Annotated in this window: 24 protein-coding genes; 11 read left to right on the forward strand and 13 right to left on the reverse strand. The window is 72.8% G+C overall.

The window, feature by feature from the left end; translation table 11 throughout:
- Positions 1-95 precede the first annotated feature (95 nt).
- Both ACWC2T_RS12425 and qcrB read left to right on the forward strand, forming a co-directional pair.
- Positions 96-371, forward strand: a complete 276-nt coding sequence (locus tag ACWC2T_RS12425) for a hypothetical protein (protein WP_450670303.1) — start codon at positions 96-98, stop codon at positions 369-371.
- Positions 368-1,861, forward strand: a complete 1,494-nt coding sequence (gene qcrB, locus ACWC2T_RS12430) for a cytochrome bc1 complex cytochrome b subunit (RefSeq protein WP_450670304.1) — start codon at positions 368-370, stop codon at positions 1,859-1,861. Before ACWC2T_RS12425 ends, qcrB begins: the two co-directional genes overlap by 4 nt.
- Here the strand turns inward: qcrB and ctaF are convergent.
- Both ctaF and ctaD read right to left on the reverse strand, forming a co-directional pair.
- Positions 1,797-2,180 (reverse strand): aa3-type cytochrome oxidase subunit IV, encoded by a 384-nt coding sequence (ctaF, locus tag ACWC2T_RS12435; RefSeq protein ID WP_450670305.1) that lies wholly within the window; start codon positions 2,178-2,180, stop codon positions 1,797-1,799. The two genes, qcrB and ctaF, sit on opposite strands and share 65 nt — an antisense overlap.
- The gene (ctaD, locus tag ACWC2T_RS12440; RefSeq protein WP_450670306.1) at positions 2,177-3,841 is read right to left on the reverse strand and encodes an aa3-type cytochrome oxidase subunit I; all 1,665 of its coding nucleotides are present in this window, start codon (positions 3,839-3,841) and stop codon (positions 2,177-2,179) included. Before ctaD ends, ctaF begins: the two co-directional genes overlap by 4 nt.
- Before the next feature lie 114 nt (positions 3,842-3,955).
- Here ctaD and ACWC2T_RS12445 point away from each other — a divergent pair, with 114 nt between their 5' ends.
- The gene (locus ACWC2T_RS12445; RefSeq protein WP_450670307.1) at positions 3,956-4,324 is read left to right on the forward strand and encodes a DUF6479 family protein; all 369 of its coding nucleotides are present in this window, start codon (positions 3,956-3,958) and stop codon (positions 4,322-4,324) included.
- Between the two features lie 114 nt (positions 4,325-4,438).
- Positions 4,439-4,630 (forward strand): hypothetical protein, encoded by a 192-nt coding sequence (locus ACWC2T_RS12450; protein ID WP_450670308.1) that lies wholly within the window; start codon positions 4,439-4,441, stop codon positions 4,628-4,630.
- Between the two features lie 176 nt (positions 4,631-4,806).
- On the opposite strand, the gene rfbC is transcribed toward ACWC2T_RS12450, so the two are convergent.
- From rfbC to ACWC2T_RS12465, 3 genes are all read right to left on the reverse strand, one after another.
- On the reverse strand, positions 4,807-5,415 hold the full coding sequence (gene rfbC / locus ACWC2T_RS12455; RefSeq protein ID WP_450670309.1) for a dTDP-4-dehydrorhamnose 3,5-epimerase: 609 nt from the start codon (positions 5,413-5,415) through the stop codon (positions 4,807-4,809).
- A 336-nt stretch (positions 5,416-5,751) separates the two neighbouring features.
- Positions 5,752-6,336 carry a hydrolase gene (locus tag ACWC2T_RS12460; RefSeq protein ID WP_450670406.1) on the reverse strand — a complete coding sequence of 195 codons (585 nt, stop codon included), beginning with the start codon at positions 6,334-6,336 and terminating at the stop codon, positions 5,752-5,754.
- Positions 6,337-7,002: 666 nt separating this feature from the next.
- Positions 7,003-7,440 carry a MarR family winged helix-turn-helix transcriptional regulator gene (locus tag ACWC2T_RS12465; protein ID WP_450670310.1) on the reverse strand — a complete coding sequence of 146 codons (438 nt, stop codon included), beginning with the start codon at positions 7,438-7,440 and terminating at the stop codon, positions 7,003-7,005.
- Between the two features lie 61 nt (positions 7,441-7,501).
- Here ACWC2T_RS12465 and ACWC2T_RS12470 point away from each other — a divergent pair, with 61 nt between their 5' ends.
- The 4 genes from ACWC2T_RS12470 to ACWC2T_RS12485 are packed head-to-tail and all read left to right on the forward strand — an operon-like array spanning position 7,502 to position 10,657.
- Positions 7,502-8,491 carry an enolase C-terminal domain-like protein gene (locus tag ACWC2T_RS12470; protein ID WP_450670311.1) on the forward strand — a complete coding sequence of 330 codons (990 nt, stop codon included), beginning with the start codon at positions 7,502-7,504 and terminating at the stop codon, positions 8,489-8,491.
- A 28-nt stretch (positions 8,492-8,519) separates the two neighbouring features.
- Positions 8,520-9,530, forward strand: coding sequence for an SDR family oxidoreductase (locus ACWC2T_RS12475; protein ID WP_450670312.1), 1,011 nt, complete (start codon positions 8,520-8,522; stop codon positions 9,528-9,530).
- Between the two features lie 10 nt (positions 9,531-9,540).
- Positions 9,541-10,041 carry a metallophosphoesterase family protein gene (locus ACWC2T_RS12480; RefSeq protein WP_450670313.1) on the forward strand — a complete coding sequence of 167 codons (501 nt, stop codon included), beginning with the start codon at positions 9,541-9,543 and terminating at the stop codon, positions 10,039-10,041.
- Positions 10,042-10,063: 22 nt separating this feature from the next.
- Complete coding sequence (locus ACWC2T_RS12485) at positions 10,064-10,657, forward strand: GNAT family N-acetyltransferase (RefSeq protein WP_450670314.1); 594 nt, start codon at positions 10,064-10,066, stop codon at positions 10,655-10,657.
- Positions 10,658-10,688: 31 nt separating this feature from the next.
- Here the strand turns inward: ACWC2T_RS12485 and ACWC2T_RS12490 are convergent, their stop codons facing one another.
- The 7 genes from ACWC2T_RS12490 to ACWC2T_RS12520 are packed head-to-tail and all read right to left on the reverse strand — an operon-like array spanning position 10,689 to position 18,292.
- A complete protein-coding gene (locus ACWC2T_RS12490; protein ID WP_450670315.1) occupies positions 10,689-11,312 on the reverse strand; it encodes an SRPBCC family protein in 624 nt (207 codons plus the stop codon).
- 22 nt (positions 11,313-11,334) lie between these two features.
- A complete protein-coding gene (locus ACWC2T_RS12495; protein ID WP_450670407.1) occupies positions 11,335-12,438 on the reverse strand; it encodes an XdhC family protein in 1,104 nt (367 codons plus the stop codon).
- On the reverse strand, positions 12,431-13,618 hold the full coding sequence (locus ACWC2T_RS12500) for a vWA domain-containing protein (RefSeq protein ID WP_450670316.1): 1,188 nt from the start codon (positions 13,616-13,618) through the stop codon (positions 12,431-12,433). The genes ACWC2T_RS12495 and ACWC2T_RS12500 overlap by 8 nt, the downstream gene beginning before the upstream one ends.
- Before the next feature lie 35 nt (positions 13,619-13,653).
- Entirely contained in the window at positions 13,654-14,529 is an 876-nt protein-coding gene (locus tag ACWC2T_RS12505; RefSeq protein WP_450670317.1) for an AAA family ATPase, read from the reverse strand.
- Positions 14,530-14,544: 15 nt separating this feature from the next.
- Entirely contained in the window at positions 14,545-15,399 is an 855-nt protein-coding gene (locus tag ACWC2T_RS12510; protein WP_450670318.1) for an FAD binding domain-containing protein, read from the reverse strand.
- The gene (locus ACWC2T_RS12515) at positions 15,396-17,804 is read right to left on the reverse strand and encodes a xanthine dehydrogenase family protein molybdopterin-binding subunit (protein ID WP_450670319.1); all 2,409 of its coding nucleotides are present in this window, start codon (positions 17,802-17,804) and stop codon (positions 15,396-15,398) included. Before ACWC2T_RS12515 ends, ACWC2T_RS12510 begins: the two co-directional genes overlap by 4 nt.
- The gene (locus ACWC2T_RS12520; RefSeq protein WP_450670320.1) at positions 17,801-18,292 is read right to left on the reverse strand and encodes a (2Fe-2S)-binding protein; all 492 of its coding nucleotides are present in this window, start codon (positions 18,290-18,292) and stop codon (positions 17,801-17,803) included. The genes ACWC2T_RS12515 and ACWC2T_RS12520 overlap by 4 nt, the downstream gene beginning before the upstream one ends.
- 440 nt (positions 18,293-18,732) lie before the next feature.
- On the opposite strand from ACWC2T_RS12520, the gene ACWC2T_RS12525 reads away from it, so the two are divergent.
- On the forward strand, positions 18,733-20,613 hold the full coding sequence (locus ACWC2T_RS12525) for an endoglycosylceramidase (protein WP_450670321.1): 1,881 nt from the start codon (positions 18,733-18,735) through the stop codon (positions 20,611-20,613).
- A 65-nt stretch (positions 20,614-20,678) separates the two neighbouring features.
- On the opposite strand, the gene ACWC2T_RS12530 is transcribed toward ACWC2T_RS12525, so the two are convergent.
- Positions 20,679-21,932, reverse strand: a complete 1,254-nt coding sequence (locus tag ACWC2T_RS12530; protein WP_450670322.1) for a YncE family protein — start codon at positions 21,930-21,932, stop codon at positions 20,679-20,681.
- 152 nt (positions 21,933-22,084) lie between these two features.
- Between ACWC2T_RS12530 and ACWC2T_RS12535 the strand changes: the two genes are divergently transcribed.
- Together ACWC2T_RS12535 and ACWC2T_RS12540 are read left to right on the forward strand one after the other, a co-directional pair.
- On the forward strand, positions 22,085-22,747 hold the full coding sequence (locus ACWC2T_RS12535; RefSeq protein WP_450670323.1) for a TetR/AcrR family transcriptional regulator: 663 nt from the start codon (positions 22,085-22,087) through the stop codon (positions 22,745-22,747).
- 156 nt (positions 22,748-22,903) lie between these two features.
- Positions 22,904-23,929: an alcohol dehydrogenase catalytic domain-containing protein gene (locus tag ACWC2T_RS12540; RefSeq protein WP_450670324.1), complete on the forward strand. Its 1,026-nt coding sequence runs from the start codon at positions 22,904-22,906 to the stop codon at positions 23,927-23,929.
- Positions 23,930-23,949: the final 20 nt, after the last annotated feature.

The following is a 23,949-nucleotide window of genomic DNA, read 5'->3' on the forward strand; positions in this document are numbered from 1 at the left end:
CGGCCTGGGCGGCTGACCGCCACACGGGTGCGTTTGCGGAGGTTGGCGGGGCCTGGGGAGGCGTATCCGGGCAGGGGTGCCTAGGGTCGATTGGTGTGGTGCACACCTTCGACGAACTCGTGCAGAAGCAGCGCGCGGCCGACGCGGCCCAGGCCACGGTCGAGGAGCTGCGGGACGCCTACGGCCCGCCGGCCGAGCGTCGGATGACCGGCGCCCAGTCGGGCACGTACGAGACCGCGCTGCGTGCCTGGCGGGACCTGGCCCGGGACGTGCAGACCGCGCTGAGCGAGTTCGCGAGGGAGACGGGCCGGCCGCGCCCCGAGGTGGAGGCCGAGGTGGCCCGCGCGGCGGCGGAGCCCGAGGACGCATGAGCCGGACCGGCCGCCGCGCGGAGCGGTTCGTGGACGCCGTGGACGCCCGGCTGCCCGTGTACGAGGGCGGCCCCCTGCTGCGCAAGGCGTTCCCCGACCACTGGTCCTTCCTGCTCGGCGAACTCGCCCTGTACAGCCTGCTGGTGCTGGTCCTGACCGGGGTCTGGCTCACCCTGTTCTTCCAGCCGGAGATGCGCGAGGTCGTCTACACCGGCCCCTATGTGCCGCTGCGGGGAGTGCGGATGTCGGCCGCCTTCGACTCCACCCTGCACATCAGCTTCGATGTGCGCGGCGGACTGCTGATGCGGCAGACCCACCACTGGGCCGCGCTGGTCTTCGTCGCCGCGATCGGCGCGCACCTGCTGCGGATCTTCTTCACCGGCGCCTTCCGCCGGCCGCGCGAGCTGAACTGGACGATCGGCGTGACCCTGTTCGCTCTCTCGCTCGCCGAGGGCTTCGCCGGCTACTCGCTCCCCGACGACCTGCTCTCCGGCACCGGGCTGCGCATCGCGCAGGGCATCATGCTGTCGATCCCGGTCGTCGGCACGTACGTGGCGTTCTTCGCCCTCGGCGGCCAGTACCCGGGCCACGACATCGTCACCCGCCTGTATCCGGTGCACGTCCTGCTGCTCCCGGGCCTCCTCCTCGCCCTGGTCGCCGTGCACCTGATCCTGGTGGTGCAGCTCAAGCACACCCAGTGGCGCGGCCCGGGCCACACCCACCGCAACGCCGTCGGCAAGCCGTTCCTCCCGCAGTTCACCGGCTCCTCCGGCGGCCTGGCCGTCATCGTCGCCGGCGTGCTGGTGCTGCTGGCGGGCGTCGCCCAGGTCAACCCGGTCTGGAACTACGGCCCCTACCGCCCCGACCAGGTCTCCACCGCATCCCAGCCCGACTGGTACGTCGGCTTCCTGGAGGGCGCGCTGCGGCTGGTCCCGCCGTGGGAGACGAACGTCGCGGGACACACCCTGATGTGGAACGTCCTGCTTCCCGCGGTCGTCCTTCCCGGCCTGGTGTTCGCCGTCCTGTACGCCTATCCGTTCGTGGAGCAGCGGCTGACGGGGGAGTGGTGGGCCGAGCGGCACCTGTGCGACCGGCCCCGCGAGCGGCCGGTGCGCACCGGCCTCGGCGTGGCGGGCACGGTGTTCTACGGCGTGCTGCTGCTGGCTGGCGGCAACGACGTCATCGCCCAGACCTTCCACGTCTCCGTCAACGCCATCACCTGGGTGCTGCGCGTCGCCTTCGTCGTGGCCCCGGTCCTCGCCTTCCTGGTCACCCGGTGGCTGTGCCGGGCCCTGACGGCGGCCGAGAACGAGCGGCTGGCCGAGGGCGTGCCCACGGGCGACATCCGGCAGAGCGTCACCGGCGGCTACGAGACCGATCACGAACCCGTCGCAGCGCACCGGCCCGGCGCCCCGCGCAGACCGCTCACCGGTGCGCGTACTGGAACACCATCCCGAACACCCCACGCGCCAGGACGCCCAGGCCGATGAGGAACAGCCACAGGCCGTACACCACGCCGGTCGCCGCCAGCGCGAAACCCAGCGCGGTGACGATCGGGAACAGGCTCTCGTCGGGGAAGAAGGCCACCGGCCCGGCCCCGTCCGCCACTTCCGCCTCGGTGCGGTCCTGCGCCCGCGTGCCCCGGCGCCGGTACTGGATCAGGCAGAAGAACGCGACCAGTCCGGCCATCCCGCACGCCACGACCAGCGCGGTCGTGCCCGTCTCGTCCTGCGACCACATCCCGTACAGCGCCGCGGACCCGCCGAAGAACGCCGCGACCCCGCCGAACAGCATCGCCTCCGCCTTCATCGCGCCAGCTCCTCCCCGGCCGGGCTCTCGATCTCCGGATGGTGCAGGTCGAACGCCGGGGACTCCGAGCGGATGCGGGGCAGCGCGACGAAGTTGTGCCGCGGCGGCGGGCAGGACGTCGCCCACTCCAGGCCGCGTCCCCATCCCCACGGATCGTCCACGGTGACCCGCTCGCCCTTCGTGGCGGTGCGCCACACGTTGTAGAGGAAGGGCAGGGTGGAGACGCCCAGCAGGAAAGCGCCCGCGGACGAGAGGGTGTTGAGCAGCGTGAAGCCGTCCTCGGGCAGGTAGTCCGCGTACCGGCGGGGCATGCCGGACTCGCCCAGCCAGTGCTGCACCAGGAAGGTCAGCTGGAAGGCCGGGAACAGCAGCCAGAAGTGCAGCTTGCCGAGCCGCTCGTCCAGCATCTTGCCGGTGAACTTCGGCCACCAGAAGTAGAAGCCCGCGAACATCGCGAACACCACCGTGCCGAACAGCACATAGTGCAGGTGCGCCACGATGAAGTAGGTGTCGGTGAGATGGAAGTCCAGCGGCGGCGAGGCGATCAGCACCCCGCTCAACCCGCCCAGCAGGAACGACACCAGAAAGCCCATCGACCACAGCATCGGGGTCTCGAACGACACCGAGCCGTGCCACATCGTGCCGATCCACGCGAAGAACTTGATGCCCGTGGGCACCGCGATCAGGAACGACATGATCGAGAAGAACGGCAGCAACACCGCGCCGGTGGCGAACATGTGATGCGCCCACACCACCGCCGACAGCATGGTGATCGCGATCGTGGCCCCGATCATCGGCAGATAGCCGAACAGCGGCTTGCGGGAGAAGACCGGGATGATCTCCGAGACGATCCCGAAGAACGGCAGCGCCACGATGTAGACCTCCGGATGCCCGAAGAACCAGAACAGGTGCTGCCACAGCAGGGCGCCGCCGTTCGCCGCGTCGAAGACGTGCGCCCCGAACTTGCGGCCGGCCTCCAGTGCCAGCAGTGCCGCGGTGAGCACCGGGAACGCGGGGAGGATCAGGATCGAGGTGAACAGCACGTTCCAGGTGAAGATGGGCATCCGGAACATCGTCAGGCCCGGGGCGCGCAGGCACAGGATCGTGGCGATGAAGTTCACCGCGGTCAGCGTCGTAGACACACCCGCGACCACCAGCCCCATCGCCCACAGGTCGCCGCCCGCGCCGGGGGAGAAGTAGGCGCTGTTCAGCGGCGCGTAGGCGAACCAGCCGAACGCCGCCGCCCCGCCGGGCACCAGAAAGCCGGAGACCACCATCAGGCCGCCGAACAGGAACATCCAGTACGACAGCGCGTTCAGCCGCGGGAAGGCCAGGTCCGGCGCGCCGATCTGCAGCGGCATCACGGCGTTGGCGAACCCGGCGAACATCGGGGTCGCGAACAGCAGCATCATGATCGTGCCGTGGATCGTGAAGAACTGGTTGTAGCCGTGCTGGCTCAGGAACTGCAGACCCGGCCGGGCCAGTTCCGCGCGCATCCCGAGGGCGAGCAGTCCGGCGAACAGGAAGAAACAGAACGCCGTGACCATGTAGAGCCGTCCGATCACCTTGTGGTCGGCGGTGGAGGCCCAGCGCAGCAGGGCCCGGCCGGGACGCGGGGCGGGCGCCGTGTAGCGCGCGACGACCTCGCGAGTGTCCGACATTTCCGGTAGTTCCGTCATCGCGGTCGACGCTACTCCCCGTGACCGGCGGCCTCCCGCGCGCCACGCCCTCCCGGCCGGGGTCGTATCCGCCGCTCGGCCGGGTACCCGGCGGCCATGAACTCCGCCCTGCACACAGCCGCCACGAGCACCCAGGTGTTCGGGTACGTCCTCATGCTGCTCGCCGGGGTCGCCTGCGTCGCCGGGCTGCTCTGGGCCTTCCGGCTCGGTTTCCAGGTGCGCGGGCGCGAACCGGCCCCGCCGCGCCCCGACGAGCAGCCCCGGATGCCCGCATCCGGCCCGGTCCGCGAGACCTTGGAGATGCGCGAACCGGACGAGGTGCCCCGGGCCGCGGACGACAGCGAGCGACTCACCCCCTACCAGGTCGGCGCCGTCCGCTCCCGGCGTGCGGGCGACCAGCGTCGCCCGCGCTGGTCGCCCGGCTCCAGCGGATCCTTCGGCGGCGGAGGCGGCGGCCGGACCTGATCGGCCGCCGCGTTTGCGGGCCCCGCGGCACGGGGACCCGGTGGGGCACACATCGCGCACGGACCGGGCGGGACCCGCGGACCGGCCCCGCCCGGCGCACGACGCAGAAGGAAGATGGACGACGTGACCGCGCCCGCGCATCCCAGTGACAAACCCGACCTGCCCTACGCCGAGACCGGCTGGGCGAAGGCCCGCCGACGCCGGGACCGCGGAGTGCGCACATGTCTGCCCGCCGTCGCGGACCGCGGCCACGCGCAGCGGCAGGGCGCCGTCGCCGAGGACCACATCGTGCGGGGCGAGGACTGAGGTCCGTTCGCTGGTCGAGGAGTTCCGCGCCAACCGGCCCGACGCCCCTCGCGGCCCGCGACCGGGGTATGTAGCGCACGCGCGGCCGGGAGCCGCTGCGCCGCGCGCCGGCCCCGTACGCGGTCGGCCGCCGACGTCGCCCGTGTGCCGTCAGCGGCTGACTCCGGCCGTACGCCTCAGCCGCCGAACTCCCCGGAGCGCAGCCGCTGGTAGTGGGCGCAGCAGTCCGCGTACGTGGGCAGCAGCCCGGACCGCTTCGCCTCGGCCAGCGACGGCGCCACGGCGTCCTTCGGCGACAGCACCGGCTCGATACCCTGCGGCCAGGCGATGTCCAGCGCCGGGTCGAGCGGGTGCAGCCCGTGCTCGCGCCCCGGCGCGTACCCGGCCGAGCACAGGTACACCACCGTGGCGTCGTCGGTGAGCGCCATGAAGGCGTGCCCGAGGCCCTCGGCGAGGAACACCGCACGCCGGGTGTCCTCGTCCAGCCGTACGGCCTCCCACTGCGCGAAGGTGGGGGAGCCGACGCGGATGTCCACGACCACGTCGAGGACGGCGCCGCGCACACAGGTGACGTACTTGGCCTGGCCGGGCGGCACGTCGGCGAAGTGGACGCCGCGCAGCACGCCCCGCCGGGACGCCGAGCAGTTGGCCTGGGCGAGGTCCAGGTCGTAGCCGGTGGCCTCGCGGAACTCCGCGCCCCGATACCACTCGTGGAAGCTGCCCCGGTCGTCCGGGAACACCCGGGGCTCCAGCACCCAGGCGTCACCTATCCCCAGTTGCCGCACGCCGTCACGCCTTCCGTGTCGTGGTGGTCGTCCCCGTTCCCCGTACGCCGCCGAGCAGGTGCCGTGCCTCGCGCAGCAGCCGGCGCAGCATACCGGGTGGCGCGGGGCGGACCACCTCGGAGGCGCCCCCCTGTGCGGCCCCCGCAGCAACAGGGGCCGCTTCAGGGTCGGTTCGCCGGTCGGGCGCAGCTCGGTGCGCCACAGGGCGCTGCGCAGCTCGCGCAGCGGCAGTCGACCGCTGCCGTGGCGCGCAGCAGCAGCCGGATGCCGCCGTCCTCGGCCGGAACCCGTGCATGCGGGGCACTCCGCGCCGCCGCGAGGGGCCGGGCCGGGCGGTCAGGCGTGGGTCTTGGCGAGGAGCTCCAGGATCTCGGCGGTCGTGCCGCTCTCGCCGAGCCGCGGGAAGATCCGCTCGACACTGTTGGCGTGCGCCTCGGGGACGGCGTCGGCCATCGCGTCGGTGGCGAGGGTGACGTGGTAGCCGTGGGCGTAGGCGTCGCGGGCGGTGGACTCCACGCCGATGCTGGTGGCGATGCCGGTCAGCACGATCTGGGTGATGCCCCGGCGGCGCAGCTGGACGTCCAGGTCGGTGCCGTGGAAGGCGCTCCAGTTGTGCTTGGTGACGCGGATGTCGCCCGGGTGGCCGGTCAGCTCCTCGACGAGGACGTCCCAGCCCTCGGGGAGGGCGAGACCGCGCGCCTGCTGCTCGGTGCGGCCGGGGACGGCGTCGCCCCAGTCGGGCGCGAAGGAGACGCGGACGAGGACGACGGGCAGGTTCCGGGAGCGGAAGGCGTCCGCCAGTTCGGCAGTGCGGGAGACGACGTCCGCGGCCGCGTGCGGCTGGACGGGCATGCCCACGATCCCGTTCTGCAGGTCGATCGCGACGAGGGCGGTACGGGGGTCGAGCGTGGTGAGCGACATGAGTCGGTCAGGCCTTTCCGGTGGTTCGGCGGGTGGTGGGGGTGGTGAGCCGGCCGAGCGAGCGGTCCGGCAGGGGGTGTCGCCGGGCAGTGGCGCGGAGCCGGCGAGCAGGAACGGGGCCGGACCGTGCAGCCCGGCCGCGGAGGCGATCCGCTCCGGATCGGCCTGCCGGCACAGGGTGTTCTGCGTGTTCTGCGTGGCCGGGCCGATGGAGCCCGGCGGGACGCCGAGCAACGCGCGGGTCCGGCCGGACCCGTGGGCCCGTTCGACCGCGGCGGGCAACGGGCGCGCGTCATGCGCCGGGGACGGGGCCGGAAGGCCGCCGCCGTCGGCGGCCACCACGGGGTGCGGGCGTCGCCGCATCGGGTTCGCGGTCGCATCGCCGGGTCCCGGACAGGGGCAGCCGCAGGGCCCCGGGTACGCCGCCGAGCTCCCCAAGCCCCGCAGGACACGTGCCGCGACCAGCGCGCCCAGCGAGGGCGTGAGCCCGCCGCGCAGACCGGCGACGCCGACCAGGGCCGTACCGGCGAGGCAGAACCCGCGCGGACCGTACGTGTCCACCAGGCGGCCGATGACGGGCTGCCCGACGGCCGAATCCCGCGGGGGTGGGACGGGTGGCCTCCTCGGTGCGTCCGGTGCGTCCGGTGCGTCCGGTGAGTCCCGGTGTCACGGCTGCGACAGCCGTTCCATCAGCTCCAGCGCCTGCAGGACCGTCTGCCGTTCCTCCTCCGAGTAGCGGTCCTGGAAGGCGCGGGCCAGCCACTCCTCGCGGACCTGGCGGTTGCCCTCGATCCGGGCCCGCCCGGCGTCGGTCAGGGTGACCAGCTGGCGGCGGCCGTCGTCGGGATCGGGGGCGCGCCGGATCAGACCGTGCTGGTCCAGTGCGGCGAGTGTGGTCGCCATCGACTGCGGGCGTACGCCCTCGGCGGCGGCGAGTGCGCTGGCCGTGGCGGCGCCGTGCTTGCCGACCAGGGTGAGCGCCGACTCCTGGGAGGGGCTGAGATCGGTGTCCTGCGCGACCTCGCGGATACGGCGCCGCAGCCGGCTGAACACCACGCGTAGATCGCGTGCGGCGCGTGCGGCGGAGTCGGAGATGTCAGCCATGCCGCCCACCCTAGGACCGGCAGCCGAAACTGTCCAGTCTGGGCTGTTCAGTTTTGCCTGAATGAATGCCGAGTACTCGCCCGTCCCCGGACAGCGCGGTACGTCGGTGATCGTCCGCGAACTCCTCGAACTCCTCGCCGGCGCCGTCACCGGCCTGCCGGCCCTCGACGTGCCGCGCGCGAACGAACGCATGTGCCGGGCCGTGCGCAACGCCGGACTGCCCGGCGTGGCCGCCCGGGCGACCGCCGCCGTCGACATCGCCCTGTGGGACCTCAAGGCCCGCCTGCTCGGCCTGCCCCTCGTCGCCCTGCTCGGCGCCGCCCGCGACGACGTGCCCGTGTACGGCAGCGGCGGCTTCACCACCTACGACGCCGAGCGCCAGCACCGCCAACTGCGCGGCTGGGCCGAGGGCGAGGGCATTCCCCGTGTCAAGATCAAGATCGGCGAGTCGTGGGGCGGTCAGGAGCGCCGCGACCTGCAACGGGTCGACCGGGCGCGGGCGAGCGTCGGCGACGCGGTCGAGCTGTACGTCGACGCCAACGGGGGCTACACCGGCGGGCAGGCCGCGCGCGTCGGCGACGCGCGCGCGGACCGGGGCGTCACCTGGTTCGAGGAACCGGTCTCCTCGGACCACCTGACGCTGCTCGCGAACCTCCGCGGCCGCCTCCCGATGGACGTCACCGCCGGCGAGTGCGACTACACCCTGCCCTACTTCGAGCACATGCCGGCCGCCGGGGCGGTCGACTGCCTCCAGGCCGATGTCACCCGGTGCTGCGGCATCACCGTCTGGCTGCGCGTCGCCGCGCTCGCCCACGCGCGGGGGATCGACATCTCCGGCCACTGCGCCGCGCACGCCCACGCGCACGCCGCCGCGGCCGTACCCAATCTGCGCCACCTCGAGTGGTTCCACGACCACGTCCGCATCGAGCGGCTCCTCTTCGACGGCGTCCTCGACCCCGGCGGCGGCAGCGTCAGGCCGGGCGCCGACGGGGCACCCGGGCTGGGGCTGAGCCTCGCGGCGGAACGGGCCGATCCGTACCGGGTGCAGTGAAGTCACCGCGCGGGAAAAGGAGTTGATCATGCCATCGACCGTCGTCATCACCGGTGCCAGCGCCGGGATCGGGCGCGCCACCGCCCGTCTGTACGGCCGGCGCGGCGCGAACGTCGTCCTGGTCGCACGCGGCGAGGGCGGCCTCCGGGCGGCGGCGGACGAGGTCGCGGCCCTCGGCGGACAGCCCCTCGTGCAGACCGCCGACATGGCGGACCAGGCCCGGGTCGAGGCCGTCGCCGAGGCCGCGGAGAAGGAGTTCGGCCCGGTCGACGTATGGATCAACTGCGCCTTCGCGACCGTGTGCGCACCGTTCGAGGAGATCACCCCCGAGGAGTACCGGCGGATCACCGACGTCACCTACCTCGGCTTCGTCAACGGCACCCGCTCGGCCCTCAGGCGCATGCTCCCGCGCGACCGGGGCACGATCGTGCAGGTCGGCTCGGCGCTCGGGGAGCGGTCGATACCGCTGCAGTACGCGTACTGCGGCGCCAAGCACGCCGCCAACGGCTTCACCTCCGCCTTGCGCACGGAGCTGCTGCACCGCGGCAGCGGCGTCCACATCACCGTGGTCCAGATGCCCGCGGTCAACACCCCCCAGTTCGAATGGGTCCGCTCCCGGCTGTCCCGGCACCCCATGCCGGTGCCGCCGATCTACCAGCCGGAGGTCGCCGCCCGGGCCGTGCTGCACGCGGCCGACCACCCGCGCCGCAAGCAGTACTACGTCAGCGCCGGCGCCGTGGCCACGATCTGGGCCAACCGGCTCGCCCCGGCCCTGCTCGACCGCTATCTCGCCCGCACCGGCTTCGACTCCCAGCAGACCGACCGTCTCCCGCCCGCCGGACTGGACAACCTCTTCGCGCCCGTGGACCAGGACCCCGCCGTGGACCAGGGCGCCCACGGCAGCTTCGACGACAGCGCCCACCCGCGCTCCTGGCAGCAGACCCTGGCCCGGCACCCCGCCGCCACCGCCCTCGGCACCGGGGCCGCCGTGCATGGCGCGGTCGGCGGCATCCGCCGGCTGACCTCCGGGACCGCATAGGCTCAAGGCCGTGCGCCTCCTGCTCATGTCCGACACCCATCTGCCCCAGCGCGCCAAACGGCTCCCCGAGCCGCTGCTCGCCGAACTCCCGCGCGCGGATGTCGTGTTCCACGCCGGGGACTGGGTCGACACCGCCACCCTGGACCTGCTGGAGAGCCGCAGCCGCCGGCTCGTCGGGGTCTACGGCAACAACGACGGCCCGGACCTTCGGGCCCGGCTCCCCGAGGTGGCGTACGCCGAACTGGACGGCCTGCGCTTCGGCGTCGTCCACGAGACCGGCCCCGCGCAGGGGCGCGAGGCCCGCTGCGCCGCCCGCTTCCCCGACCTCGACGTCCTGGTCTTCGGCCACAGCCACATCCCCTGGGACACCACCGCGCCGACCGGCCTGCGCCTGCTCAACCCCGGCTCACCGACCGACCGCCGCCGCCAGCCCCACTGCACGTACATGACCGCCGTCCTCGCCGACGGTGCGCTCACCGACGTGACCCTGCACCGGCTGCCGCAGCGGTAGCGTCCTGTGCCAGGATGCCGAGATGATCTCTGACACAGGCATACCGGGTGACGTCGTTCCGGCAGGCCGCATGGCCGGAAGCGAGCAACCCGTGCTCGCTCTGCCCGGCGGACTCGAGCTACGGCCCTGGCACCCCGACGACGCCGGCACGCTGCTGGCCGCCGGCCAGGATCCCGCGATCCGCAAGTGGAACCGGTTCACCGTCGGCAGCCGTGAGGAGGCGCTCGCCAGGATCGAGCGCATGCACGCACGCTGGCAAGCCGAGATCGCCGCGATATGGGCCATCGCCAGGCCCGGTGGCCCGGCCGTCGGACTCTGCGGGTGGGGCGACTTCGACCTGCACGGCGGCAGCGCCGAGATCCTCTACTGGCTCCTGCCCGAGGCGCGTGGCGGCGGCATCGCCGTCGAGGCCACCCGCAGGCTCACCCAGTGGGCCTTCGACGACCTGGGCCTGCACCGCCTGCGCCTGTGCCACTCGATCGCCAACCCGGCGTCCTGCCGGGTCGCCGAGAAGGCCGGATACACCTACGAGGGCACCCAGCGCAGCGCCCTCCTGCACAGCGACGGCTGGCACGACCAGCACCTGCACGCGCGCGTGGCGGGCGACGCGGAGTAGGTGCCGGCCGGGAGTACCCAGGGGGTTGCCGTCACCGGCGTCGACGGGTGCGGCACTTGCGTCGCCCTCGCAGCAGCCGTGCCGCCGTGTACGCGAGTGCGGCCAGCGCCGCCGCGACGAGGGCCGCCCGCTTGGCCAACGGCGCCCCGACCGTGCGCAGGAGGTCGAGCGGTTGGGGCTCCTCCTCTTCGTCCTCGGTGGCGGGCTCGGGACTCGTGGTCAGCTGGGTCGCCAGGCAGGACGCGAACTGGCCCACCAGGCGGTCGCCGACCTCGGCAAGCACGCCCCGCCCGAACTGCGCGGGGCGGCCGGTCACCGTGAGGTCGGTGTGGACGGACACCGCGGTGCCGCCGTCGCGGTCGGCCAGGGTGGCGGTGACCGTCGCCCTGGCCGTGCCCTGTCCCCGGGTCTCCCGGCCGTTCGCGGCGAGCACCATCCGGTGTGCCGCCTCGTCCTGTTCCTCGAAGACCGCCGTGCCCCGGTAGGCCACGGTGACGGGGCCGACCCTGACCTTCACCGAGCCGGTCACGGTCCTGCCGTCGTAGTCCTCCACCACCGCGCCCGGCAGACAGGGCGCGACCCGCTCGATGTCGAGCAGTGCGTGCCAGGCGCCGTCGACCGGGACGGGGACGGTGAACTCGTGGTGCAGTTCCATGACGGGCTCCTTCCGGAAATCCTCAGGCGGCGGGCGGGTGGATGGCCCCGGCGGTGGTGGTCAGGGGCGCGCCGCTGCCGCCCCAGCGCAGCGCGACGATCTCGGCGGCGACGGACACGGCGACCTCCTCGGGCGTACGGGCCCCGAGATCGAGCCCGAGAGGCGAGCGCAGCCTGGACAGTTCGGCCTGCGTCACACCGGCCTCCTCCAGGCGTGCGAGCCGCTCCTCGTGGGTCTTCCGGCTGCCCATCGCGCCGATGTAGGCGGCCGGGCGGCGCAGCGCCTCTTGCAGCAGGGGCACGTCGAACTTCGGGTCATGGGTGAGGACGCAGATCACGGTGCGGTCGTCGGTGTCCGCGCCGGCCAGATAGCGGTGCGGCCAGTCGACCACGACCTCGACGGCCGCCGGGAACCGTTTGGGCGTGGCGAAGACCGGGCGGGCGTCGCACACGGTGACCCGGTAGCCGAGGAAGTCGCCGATGCGGGCCACGGCGGCCGCGTAGTCGATCGCGCCGAAGACCAGCATGCGCGGCGGCGGTGCGAACGACTGCAGGAACACGGTGACGGCGTCCTCGCGGCGCTCGCCGTGCGGTCCGTAGTGACGCAACACCGAGGCGCCGAGCGCGAGTTCGCCGCGCGCGTCGGCGGTGACGGCGACGTCGAGGCCGTCCGTGCCGAGCGTGCCCGCCGCCCGGTCCGGCCAGACCACGAGCGTGGCGCCGCGCGGCGCCGGTCCGTCCACCACCGTGGACACGGTGACCGGCTCGCCCCCGGCGACCGACGCCGCGACCGCGCCGAACGCGGGGTCCGACCCGGGCGTCACCGGCCGGACCAGAAGGGTGATCTCGCCGCCGCAGGTCAGCCCGACCGCGAACGCGTCCTCGTCGCTGTAGCCGAAGGTGGCCAGGCGCGCCTCGCCGCTCGCCACCACCTCCTGGGCGAGCTCGAACACCGCGCCCTCCACACAGCCGCCGGACACGCTTCCCACGACCTCGTCGTCCGGGCCCACCGCCATCGCGGCACCGGGGCCGCGCGGCGCGCTGCGGCTGACCGCGACGACCGTGGCCAGCCCGAACGGGATCCCGGCCGCGTGCCACCGCGCCAGCGCCGGCAGGATCTCACGCACCATCCGCTCCTCTCACCGGGGCCGCGGCGCTGTCGGTGCCGCGTACCACCGCCGCCAGCCGCTCCAGCGCCGCCAGGCTGTGCCCCGCGACGAAGGCGTCCACACTGGGCAGCGCCGCCGCCATTCCGGCCGCCAGCGGCGCGTAACCCGGCCGGGCCTTGCGGGGGTTCGCCCACACCAGCTGGTGGGCCAGGGCGTGCAGCCGGCGCATCTGCTGACCCAGCAGCTCCGGATCGCCGCGCTCCCAGCCGTCCGAGAGCAGGACGACGATCGCGCCGCGTGCCATCCCGCGCTGCCCCCAGCGGTTCAGGAACTCGCGCAGCAGCTCGCCGAGCCGGGTGCCGCCGCGCCAGTCGGGCACCGCCGCCGCCACGGCCGCCATTGCCAGGTCGGGGTCCCGGTGCGAGAGTTCCCGGGTCACGCGGGTCAGCCGGGTGCCGATGGTGAACACCTCCGTGCGGCCCGCGCGCACCGCCGCGTGCGCGAACCGCAGCAGTGCGTCGGCGTACGGCGCCATCGAGCCGCTCACGTCGACGAGCAGCACCACGCGACGCGGCCGCGCCACGCGGGCGTGCCGCCGCAGCCGGGCCGGTTCCCCGCCCCGCCGCAGCAACTCCCGTACGGTGCGCCGCGGATCGACCTCGCCGCGCCGGGCGGGCCTGCGCCGCGCCGAGCGCCGTGTCTGCCCCTCGAGGGCGAACGCGGCGAGCAGCCGGCGCACCTGGTCCCGTTCGGCGGGGTCCAGCGCGGCGAAGTCACGGTGCCGCAGCACCTCGGCCGAACTGGCGAGCGCGGCGACGGGCGGTCCCGGCGGTTCGCCCTCACCCGGCGTACGGGGTCCCGTGGGCGCCTCCCGGGCGACGAGCCGCAGCCGGGGCGAGGGAGCGGCACGCACCGGCCGACGGGGCTGCTCGCCGGCGGGGCCGAAGTACGCGGCGAACACCCGCTCGTAGCGCTCCAGATCGTCGTGCCCGCCGCACAGCGTCGCCCGCCCCGCCCAGTACACGTCCGCGCGCACCTGAGGCCGCAGTACGGCCACGGCCCGCAGGAAGGCGTGCAGCCGCTCGGTGCTCGCGTCGACGCCGGCCGCCCGCAACGCCCGCACGAATCCGACCAGCACGGCATCCGCGCCGAGGTGTTCGCCGGACCCGTCCTGCCCTGCCGTCCCCGCAGCCGGCATGCGGCCCGTTCCGTTCCCGGTCCTGTCCACCGCTGTCACCCGCCCCGGGACGCGAGGAGCGCCGTGAGGTCGAGCCCTCGCGCCCGGTCCGTGTCCTCGCGGTACTTCAGTACCGAGCCCAGCGTCGCCAGCGCCAGCTCCGCGTCCACCTCGCTCGCCCCCAGCGCGTCCAGGGCCTCGGCCCAGTCCAGGGTCTCGGCCACTCCGGGCGGTTTGCGCAGGTCCGCGCCCCGCAGCGCCTGCACCAGCGCCGTGACCTGCTCGGCGAGCCGCGCCGACACCTGGGGCAACCGGCGCCGCACGATGGCCAGTTCAATGGCGAAGGACGGATGGTCGAACCAGTGGTAGAGGCACCGCCGCTTCAGCGCGTCATGCACCTCCCGGGTCCGGTTCGAGGTCAGGACGACGACCGGCGGATCCTCGGCGCGCAGCGTGCCCAGCTCCGGGATGGTCACCGAGTACTCGGACAGCAGCTCCAGCAGGAACGCCTCGAACTCGTCGTCGGCCCGGTCGATCTCGTCGACCAGCAGCACCGCAGGCTGGGTCTGGAGGGCCTGCAGCAGTGGCCGGGCGACGAGGAAGCGGCGGTCGTACAGCTCGCTCTCCAGGCGGTCCGCGTCCGTGACCCCGGCCGCCTCGGCGGCCCGCAGGTGCAGCAGCTGGCGCGGGAAGTCCCAGTCGTACAGGGCCTGCGCGGCGTCGATGCCCTCGTGGCACTGCAGCCGGATCAGCGGCGCGCCGAGCGCCTCGGCGAGGGCGGCGGCGAGCGCGGTCTTGCCCACGCCCGCGTCGCCCTCGCAGAACAGCGGCCGGTGCAGCCTCAGGGCCAGGAAGCAGGTGACGGCCAGCCCTTCGTCGACGAGGTACCCCGTCTCCTCGAGGCGGGCCCGCACCTGCTCCGGGTCGTCCATCGTGGTGATCGGTGCTCACCCCATTCCGGTGGCGGTCAGCACCGCCCGCCTGGTCAGCACCCGCGCGAGGTGCTGCCGGTACTCGGGCGAGGCGGAGAGATCCTGCGTCGGCCGGGTCCCTTCCGCCGCCGTTTCGGCGGCCCGGGCCACGGCCTGCGGGCCGTCGGCACCCGCCAGCTCCCGCTCGGCCGCGGTCGCCCGGAGCGGGGTCGCGCCCATGTTGGTCAGCCCGACGCGCGCCTCGGCGATCCGCCCGCCGGCGCGCCGTACCAGCGCGGCGACGCCGACGACGGCCCAGGACTGGGCGACCGGGTGGAACTTCTCGTAGTGGAAGTCCCAGCCGTCCGTCTTCGGGATCCGCACCTGAAGCAGCAGTTCGTCGGCGGCGAGCGCCGACTGCAGGTAGTCCACGAAGAACTCGCGCGCGGCGATGGTGCGACGCCCCGCGGGTCCGGCCACGACCAGTTCGGCGTCCAGGGCCAGCGCCACGGCGGGCAGGTCCCCGGCGGGGTCGGCGTGGGCGAGCGAGCCGCCGAGGGTGCCCCGGTGCCGGACGGCGGGGTCGGCCACGGTGGCCGTCGCCTGCGTGAGCAGCCCGGCGTGCCGGCGCACGAGCGGGTCGTGCACCACCTCGTGGTGCGTGGTCATCGCGCCGACGACCAGCGTGTCGCCGTCCTCGCGGACCCCGCGCAGCCCGGGGATCCGGCCGACGTCCACGAGCAGCTCCGGGAAGGCCAGCCGCAGCCGTAGCAGCGGCAGCAGGCTCTGCCCGCCGGCCAGTACCTTCGCCTCCTCGCCCGCGCCGGCGAGCGCGCGTACCGCCTCCTCGACGCTGTCCGGACGGGTGTACTCGAACGCGGGGGGAATCATGCCGAACCCTCCTCACCCGGCCGGCCGTACCGACCCGGCTCGCCCGACCGTGCCTCCTGGATCGCCTGCCACACCCGGTGCGGTGAACACGGCATCCGTACGTCCCGTACCCCGAGCGGCCTGAGCGCGTCCACGACGGCGTTGACCACGGCGGGTGTCGACGCGATCGTCCCCGCCTCGCCCACGCCCTTCACCCCGAGGGCGTTCGAGGCCGCCGGTGTCTCCGTCCGGTCGGTGACGAAGTGCGGCAGGTCGGCCGCCGACGGCACGAGGTAGTCGGCCAGGGTGCCGGACAGCAGGTTGCCGTCGTCGTCGTACACGGCCTCCTCGTAGAGTGCCTGCGCGATGCCCTGCGCGAGTCCGCCGTGCACCTGGCCCTCGACGATCATCGGGTTGACGACCCGGCCGACGTCGTCGACGCACACGTACGACCTGATGCGCGTCCTCCCGGTCTCGGTGTCCACCTCGACGGCGCACAGGTGGGTGCCGTGCGGGTAGGAGAAGTTCTCCGGGTCCACGACGTGCTCGGCGTTGATGCTGGGCTCGATGCCGTCGGGCAGGTCGTGGTTGGTGAACGTCTCGAAGGCGATCTCCTGGATGGTCCTGCGGGCCTCCGGCGAGCCCTTCACAAAGAACACGCCGTCGCTGAACTCCAGGTCCTGCTCGCTCGCCTCCAGCAGATGCGCGGCGACCTTCCGGGCCTTGGCCACGACCGACTGCGCGGCCCGGTGCACGGCCTCGCCGCCGACGGCCAGCGACCGGGAGCCGTAGGTGTCCATACCCTGCGGGGCCGCCCTGGTGTCGCCGTGCACCACCTCGACGTCCTCGAAGGGCACGCCGAGCACGTCCGCCGCGATCTGGCTCCAGCAGGTCTCGTGGCCCTGACCGTGCGGGCTGGTGCCGGTGACCACCTCGACCTTGCCGGTGGGCAGCATCCGGATGCTCGCCGCCTCCCAGCCACCGGCGCCGTACCTGAGGTCGCGCAGCACACGGCTCGGCGCGAGCCCGCACATCTCGGTGTACGTCGACACGCCGATGCCGAGCCGTACCGGGTCGCCGCGCTCGGTGCGCTTTCGCTGCTCGGCGCGCAGCTCGTCGTACCCGAACAGCGCGAGCGCCTTCTCGGTGGCCGCCTCGTAGTTGCCGCTGTCGTACGTCAGCCCGGCGATCGTGGTGTACGGGAACTCCTCGTGCCGGATCCAGTTCCGGCGCCGCAACTCCACGGGATCCAGGCCGAGTTCGGCCGCCAGATCGTCCATGATCCGCTCGATGGCGAAGGTCGCCTCCGGGCGTCCGGCGCCGCGGTAGGCGTCGGTGGGGGTACGGGTGGTGAAGACGCCGGTGCAGGTGAACGCGTAGGCGTCCATCTTGTAGATCCCCGGGTACATGAAGGCGCCCAGGATCGGGATGCCCGGGGTGACGAGCATCAGGTAGGCGCCCATGTCGGCGAGCAGGCCGACCTTGAGGCCGAGCAGCCTGCCCTCGCGGGTGGCGGCGATCTCGACGTCCTGGATCATGCCGCGGCCGTGGTGGGTGGCGAGCGCCCCCTCCGAACGGGACTCGGTCCACTTCACCGGGCGGCCGAGCTTCCGGGCGATCGCGAGCGCGACGGCCTCCTCGCCGTACACCTGGAGCTTGGAGCCGAAGCCTCCGCCCACATCCGGGGCGATCACGCGGAGCTTGTGCTCGGGGATCCCGGTGACCGTTGCGAGCATGATGCGCAGGATGTGCGGGATCTGGGTGGCCGAGTGGACGGTGTACTCGCCCGAGGCGGCGATCGGGGTGACGACGACCGCGCGCGGCTCCATCGCGTTGGGGATGAGCCGCTGCTGGTGGTAGCGGCGCCTGAGCGTGACGTCGGCGCGGTCCCGCACCGCCTCGAAGCTCTCGCCGGCGGCGAGCGGCCAGGTGTAGCAGCGGTTGGTGCCCTTGCTGGCGTGGACCAGCGGGGCGTCCTCCGCCAGCGCGGCCTCCAGGTCGAGGACCGGGGGCAGCGGGTCGTAGTCGACCTCGATCGCCTCCAGGGCGTCGGCGGCCGTGTACCGGTCGCGGGCCACCACGACCGCCACCGGGTCACCCGCGTGGCGGACCTCGTCGACGGCGACCGGTGGATGGTCGGGCAGCACGATGTCCTCGGTCACCGGCCAGCCGCAGGGCAGCGACCCCAGCCCCGCGGCGAGGTCGGCGCCGCTGAACGCCGCGACGACACCGGGGCGTTCGAGGGCGGGGGAGACGTCGACGCGGGTGACGCGGGCGTGGGCCATCGGGCTGCGCAGGATGGCCAGGTGCAGCAGTCCGGCCACCTGGATGTTGTCGGTCCAGTTGGTCTGGCCGGTGATCAGCCGGGCGTCCTCCTTGCGCAGCCGGCGGCGCCCGACCTCGTGCTCGACGGCCTGGTCGGTCATGCCGTGACCTCCTCGGCGACCTCGGCAGCCGGTTGCCCGGACGCGGCGAGCACCGCGCGGACGATGTTCTGGTAACCGGTGCAGCGGCAGAGGTTGCCCTCGAGGCCCTGCCGGATCTCGTCCGGGCCGGGGTGCGGGTTCTCGCGCAGGAGATCGCGGGCGGCCATGATCATGCCGGGGGTGCAGTAGCCGCACTGGAGACCGTGCTGTTCGTGGAAGGCTCGCTGCAGCGCCGTCCACTCGCCGTCCTCGGCGAGCCCCTGGATCGTGGTCACCGCACAGCCGTCCGCCTGCACGGCGAGCACCGAGCAGCTCTTCACGGTCAGGCCGTCCAGGTCCACCGTGCAGGCGCCGCAGTGGGAGGTGTCGCAGCCGATCGGGGTGCCGGTGAGGCCGAGGCGGTCGCGCAGGTAGTGGGCCAGGAGGAGACGGGGTTCCACCTCGTCGTCGTACGTCGTGCCGTCCACGTTCACCGAGATGCGGGTCATGTGCCCTCCAGACCGTGTGGAGAGGGGGTTTTCAGCCACCTGGCGTGATGTACGTCACCCTACGGCCACGGTCTGGTCGCGGCGAGTGCGGGGACGGGCATTTGTTGAGCGTTAATCCATTGCCGCCGGGGAGCCGGGGTCGGCTGCCCTGTGCGGTGACCGCTGTCGCACAGAGGGAATCAGCGATGCGCGCTGCGTGCATGCGTCGGCTGTGGATCCCCACGCTGATCTTCATGAACAAGATCGACCGGCGGGGCGCGGGTGCTGCCCCGGATCTTCTCCGGCACTTTGTGCGTCCGTGACCGGGTCCCGTTCGGGGGCGAGGGCTGCTCAACGTGACGCGCCGGGTGGGAATTGAGGCAGTGAGCTGACTGTTGGTCAACTTACTGGAGAGTCAGGAGGTATTGACGCCGTCCGGAGCGCATCGGACTGTGGTGGACATGCCGAATATCCGGGTGCGTCTGCTGGTTGTTCTGGTCGTCCTCAGTGGATTCCTGACGGTGACGGGCCTCCCGCCGGCCACCGCCGCCACCGCCACCGCCATCGCCTCCGTCCCGGCCGACTCGCTCTGGTTCGACAGCGCCCCGCTCACCGTGCAGCGCGGCCGCTTCACCGACGGCCAGGGGCGCGAGATCGTCCTGCGCGGCTACAACGTCTCCGGCGAGACCAAGCTCGAGGAGAACGGCGGCCTGCCCTTCGCCTCGGTGGCCGACGCCGAGAAGTCCGCGACCGCGCTGCGCGCCCTCGGCGGCGCGAACACCGTCCGCTTCCTGCTCTCCTGGGCGCACGCCGAACCGGTGCGCGGCCAGGTGGACACCGGCTACCTGGCCGCCGTCACCGCGCAGATGCGCGCCTTCCTGGACGCGGGCATCCGCGTCTTCCCCGACTTCCACCAGGACCTGTACTCCCGCCACCTGTTCAACAGCGGCAGCTGGTACACGGGCGACGGCGCTCCCCAGTGGGCCGTGGACGCCGGAAGTTACCCCGCCGAGTCCTGCGGCATCTGCCTCTTCTGGGGCCAGAACATCACCCAGAACGCCGCCGTACAGAAGGCGCAGTACGACTTCTGGCACAACTCCTACGGCCTCCAGGACGCCTTCCTTGCCACCGCGCAGACGACCATGACATACCTCCGACAGCACCTCACCGGCCCCGAGTTCGCGGACATCACCGGCCTCGACCCGTACAACGAGCCCTACGCGGGCACCTACGACTCCGGGCAGACCTCCCGCACCTGGGAGAAGGACCTGCTGTGGCCGTTCTATGTGAGGTTGCGCGCCCGCATGGACGCGGCCGGCTGGCAGGACAAGCCGGCCTTCGTGGAACCCAACCTCTTCTGGAACGCCAACATCTCCACCCAGAAGCAGGAGGGTGGCCTGCTCGACGCGGGCACACTGGGCCCGCGATACGTCTTCAACACCCACTTCTACGACCAGAAGGCAATCTCCGGCGTCCTCATGTGGGGCAAGGCGGCCGACGGCCAGTACGCCTCCGACTTCGCCGCCGTACGCGACCGCGCCGCGGACGCCGGCACCGCGACCGTGGTCAGCGAGTTCGGCCATCCGCTGTCCGGCACGGTCTCCGACAAGGCGCCGACCGTCCTGAAGGCCATGTACCAGGGCCTCGACTCCCGCCTGCCGGGGTCGAGCTGGTGGGCGAACCCGGCCGCCTCCGGGCCGGTGCTCTCCGGCACCCAGTGGCAGTGGGACCTCTACAACGGCAGGCACCACGAGCTGATGAACGGCAACCCCGGCAAGGTGCTCACCTCCGGCGACGCCTGGAACGACGAGGACCTCTCCGCCGTACGCCTGGACGACTCCGGGAACGTCACCCTGCGCCAGGACGCCCGCCTGCTGGACCGGCTCTACCCGAGCGCCACGGCCGGTACGGCCCTCGCCTTCACCTACGAGGACCGCTCCCGCGACGGCTCCACCACCCTCACCTGGAACCCGGTGCCGTTCTCGCTGCCGAACGTGGCCAAGCTGGTCGGCTCCGGCCAGTACGGGCTGCTGGTGTGGCGCTCCGGCGACGGCAGCGCACCCACCGAACTGCATCTGCCGGCATCCTTCCCCACCGCGACCACCACCGTCGTCTCCGACCTGGGCACGGTCTGCGCCCCGCCCGCCTACACCGGCGCGGCCACCCCGGTCGCCGTGGCCCCCGAACCGGGCGGCACCGGAAGCCGCCGGCTGCTGCTCACCGACACGGACTCCGGTGTCCTGCACTATGCGCTGGTGACCAACGGGTCCACCGCGCCCTCGGCGGACCTGCTGACCGCGGCGAAGTCCGAGCTGGCCGCGTGGGCGGCGGCGCATTTCTGACACCGCAGGGACGAAGCCGTACGGCCCCCGGGAGGAGTGGGGTCACCCCGGAGGCCGTACGGCGCTCAACTCCCCGACGAGCCGGTCCAGTCGGCCGCGACGTGCCCCAGCCGGACGCGCTGCGGATGGTCGCCGACCGGCACGGACAGCACCTTCTGGCCGGTCGCGAAGTCGATGGCCGTGACCTGGTCGGCGCCGGCCTCGGAGATGACGCAGTCCTTGCCGTCGCCGCTCACGGTGGCCCAGTAGGGCGTGGACGCGGTGATCAGCGGGCCGACGTCGAAGGAGGCCCGGTCGACCACGGTGGCGTAGTTGTCCATGGTCCCGGCGACGCACAGCTTGGTGCCCTCGGGGTTCATCGAGATGCCGTGGTGGCGCGAGTCCAGCAGCCAGGTGGTGCGGTCCGGGTTGGTCGCCGGATTCTCCGGCAGCGTCTTCACCCGGGTGATCCTGTCGGCGGCGACGTCGTACTCCAGGAAGCCGTTGAAGAACGACACCTGGAAGTACAGCTTGGACCAGTCGGGCGTGAAGGCGGCGGGCCGGACCGCGTCGGAGAAGTCCTTCAGCCCGATCGCGTCCAGCCGCTGCCGCATGTCGATGGTCCTGACCTGCTTGAACGTGCTCGCGTCGACGATCGTGATGTGCCGGTCGCCCTTGGTCCAGTCCCAGCCCGGGTCGTCGAGGGACGTGGTCACCTCGCCGATGGACATGTTCCAGATGTACTTTCCGCCGCCTGTGAAGAAGTTCTCGTGCGGCTTGTCACCGGTGTCGAACTCGCCCAGCTCCTTGCCGGTGTCGATGTCCAGCACCTGCACCTTGTTCGCGGTGGACGCCGAGACCGCGACGCGGGTGCCGTCCGGTGAGACCGCCATGTGGTCGGCGCGGTAACCGGCCACCGGGAAACGCCAGTTGACCTTGTCGGTGGCCAGGTCGATGGAGACGACGTCGGCGAAGCTGGGCCGGGAGACGACCACGGACTTCCCGTCGGGCGTGGAGTACATGTCGTCGACGTACTGGTCGTGTCCCTGGCCGACCTGGTTGCGGATGGACGTGTAGTAGATCCACTTGACCGGGTCGGCGTTGATCTCGGCCAGCCGTTCCGCCTTGTCGGGGACGACGTCGATCCGGCCGATCCTCGCGAAGTCACCGGAGGACTCGATGACATCGGCGGTGCCGTCCCAGTTGTTGCCGACGAACAGCACCTCGCGCAGACCGGCGGAGGTGCCGGTCGCGGCGGAGGCGGTGGTCGCCGGGCCGGCCGCCGTCAGGGCGAGGGCGGCGGCCACGGAGCACAGGTGCCTGGTTCTGGAGGCAGGCATGACTGCTCTCCTTCCTCGGGGAGAGTGTGCGGGGAATCTGAACACGGGTGCATTCACAGTGAACTTACTGAAAAGTAAGGAACGGACGGCCTTCGCGACAAGATGTGTGCACGACAAGATTGGGTGACCGGCCGGCCGACGGAGGGGGACAGGTGACGGGCAGGCTCAAGGCGCCGACGCGCCGCTACGGCGGCAGATCCGCCGAGGAACGGCAGGCCGAGCGGCGCCGGCGCTTCCTGGACGCGGCCCTGGAACTGTTCGGCGGCGCACCCGGTTACCGGGGCACGACGGTCGCCGCGCTGAGCCAGGCCGCCGGCCTGTCGACCCGGCAGTTCTACGAGGAGTTCCGCACCCTGGAGGACGTCCTCGCCGCGCTGCACCTCCAGGTCAACGGCTGGGCCGAAGAGGCGGTGCTGGACGCCCTCGCCGCGGCGGACGGGCTGCCGCTGGCCGAGCGGGCCGGAGTGCTCTTCCGTGCCTACGCCCGCGACGTCACCTCCGACCCGCGCCGCATGCGCATCACCTTCGTGGAGATCGTCGGCGTCAGCCCCCGCCTGGAGGAGCAGCGACTGGCCCGCCGGGCCCGCTGGGTCGACCTCATCCGCGCCGAGGCCGACGCCGCCGTGGCCCGCGGCGAGGCGGCGCCGCGCGACTACCGACTGGCGGCCGCCGCGTTCATCGGCAGCGTCAACGGCCTGCTGCACGACTGGAGCGCGGGCTGGGTCGCCGCGAGCCTGGACGAGGTCGTCGACGAACTGGTCCGCCAACTGCTCGGCATCCTGCGCCCGGCCGACTGGCACCCCGCGAGCGGGTGACCGCGGTCCGCCGGACCGGCTCCGAAGGTGCGGTCCCCGTGGCGGGGCGAGGGCGTCGTGGGTGGTCGTGGCGGGTGCCGGGGGCTCGACGCGCGCGATCGGCCCGGAGCTGGTGTGCTGGACGGGGGGCCGTCGTACCCGTTCACGGAGAAGCGCATGAGTACGTACCGAGTCGCGCAGGTGACCGCCCCGAACGGCAGGTTCGAGCTGGTCGAACGAGAAGTGCCGCAGCCCGGGCCCGGCCAGGTGCGGATCGCCGTGGAGGCGTGCGGGATCTGCCACAGCGACGCCCTCTTCGTGAGCGGCGCACTACCGGGCGTGACCTTCCCCGAGGTCCCCGGGCACGAGATCGCCGGGCACATCGAGGAGCTCGGCCAGGGCGTGCTGGAACGGGGTTTCAAGGTCGGTGACCGGGTGGCGGTCGGCTGGTTCGGCGGCAGCTGCGGGCACTGCAAGCCGTGCCGGCAGGGCGACTTCATCGTGTGTCCGAACCTGAAGGTCCCGGGGTGGGCCTACGACGGCGGCTTCGGCGAGAAGGTGGTCGCGCCCGCCGACGCCCTCGCCCGGATTCCGGAGGGCCTGTCGGCGGTCGACGCGGGACCCATGGCCTGCGCGGGCGTGACCACGTTCAACGGGCTGCGGCGCAGCTCGGCCCGGCCGGGAGACCTGGTCGCCGTGCTCGGCCTCGGCGGTCTGGGGCACCTCGGGGTGCAGTACGCCGTCGCCATGGGCTTCGAGACCGTGGGGATCGCGCGGGGCGCCGAGAAGGCCGACTTCGCCAAACGGCTGGGCGCCCACCACTACATCGACAGCACCGCCGCCACCCCCGTCGCCGAGGCGCTGCAGTCCCTCGGCGGTGCCAGGGCCGTCCTGGCCACCGCCGGGAACTCCGACGCCATCACGGCCACCGTGGACGGGCTGGCGCACCGCGGTGAGCTGGTGGTCATCGGCGCCGACAACGCACCGATGGGCATCAATCCCGCCCAGCTGCTCATGGCCGCCCGCGTCGTCCGCGGCCACCCGTCCGGCACCGCGCAGGACGTCGAGGACACCATGGAGTTCAGCGCCCTGCACGGCATCCGCCCGATGACCGAGACCGTGTCCCTTCAGGACGCGGACGCGGCGTACCAGAAGATGCTCTCCGGCGGCGCCCGCTTCCGGATGGTGATCAGCAACGGCTGATTCCGGACCCCCGGGTGACT

The organism is Streptomyces sp. NPDC001393 (assembly GCF_053597455.1).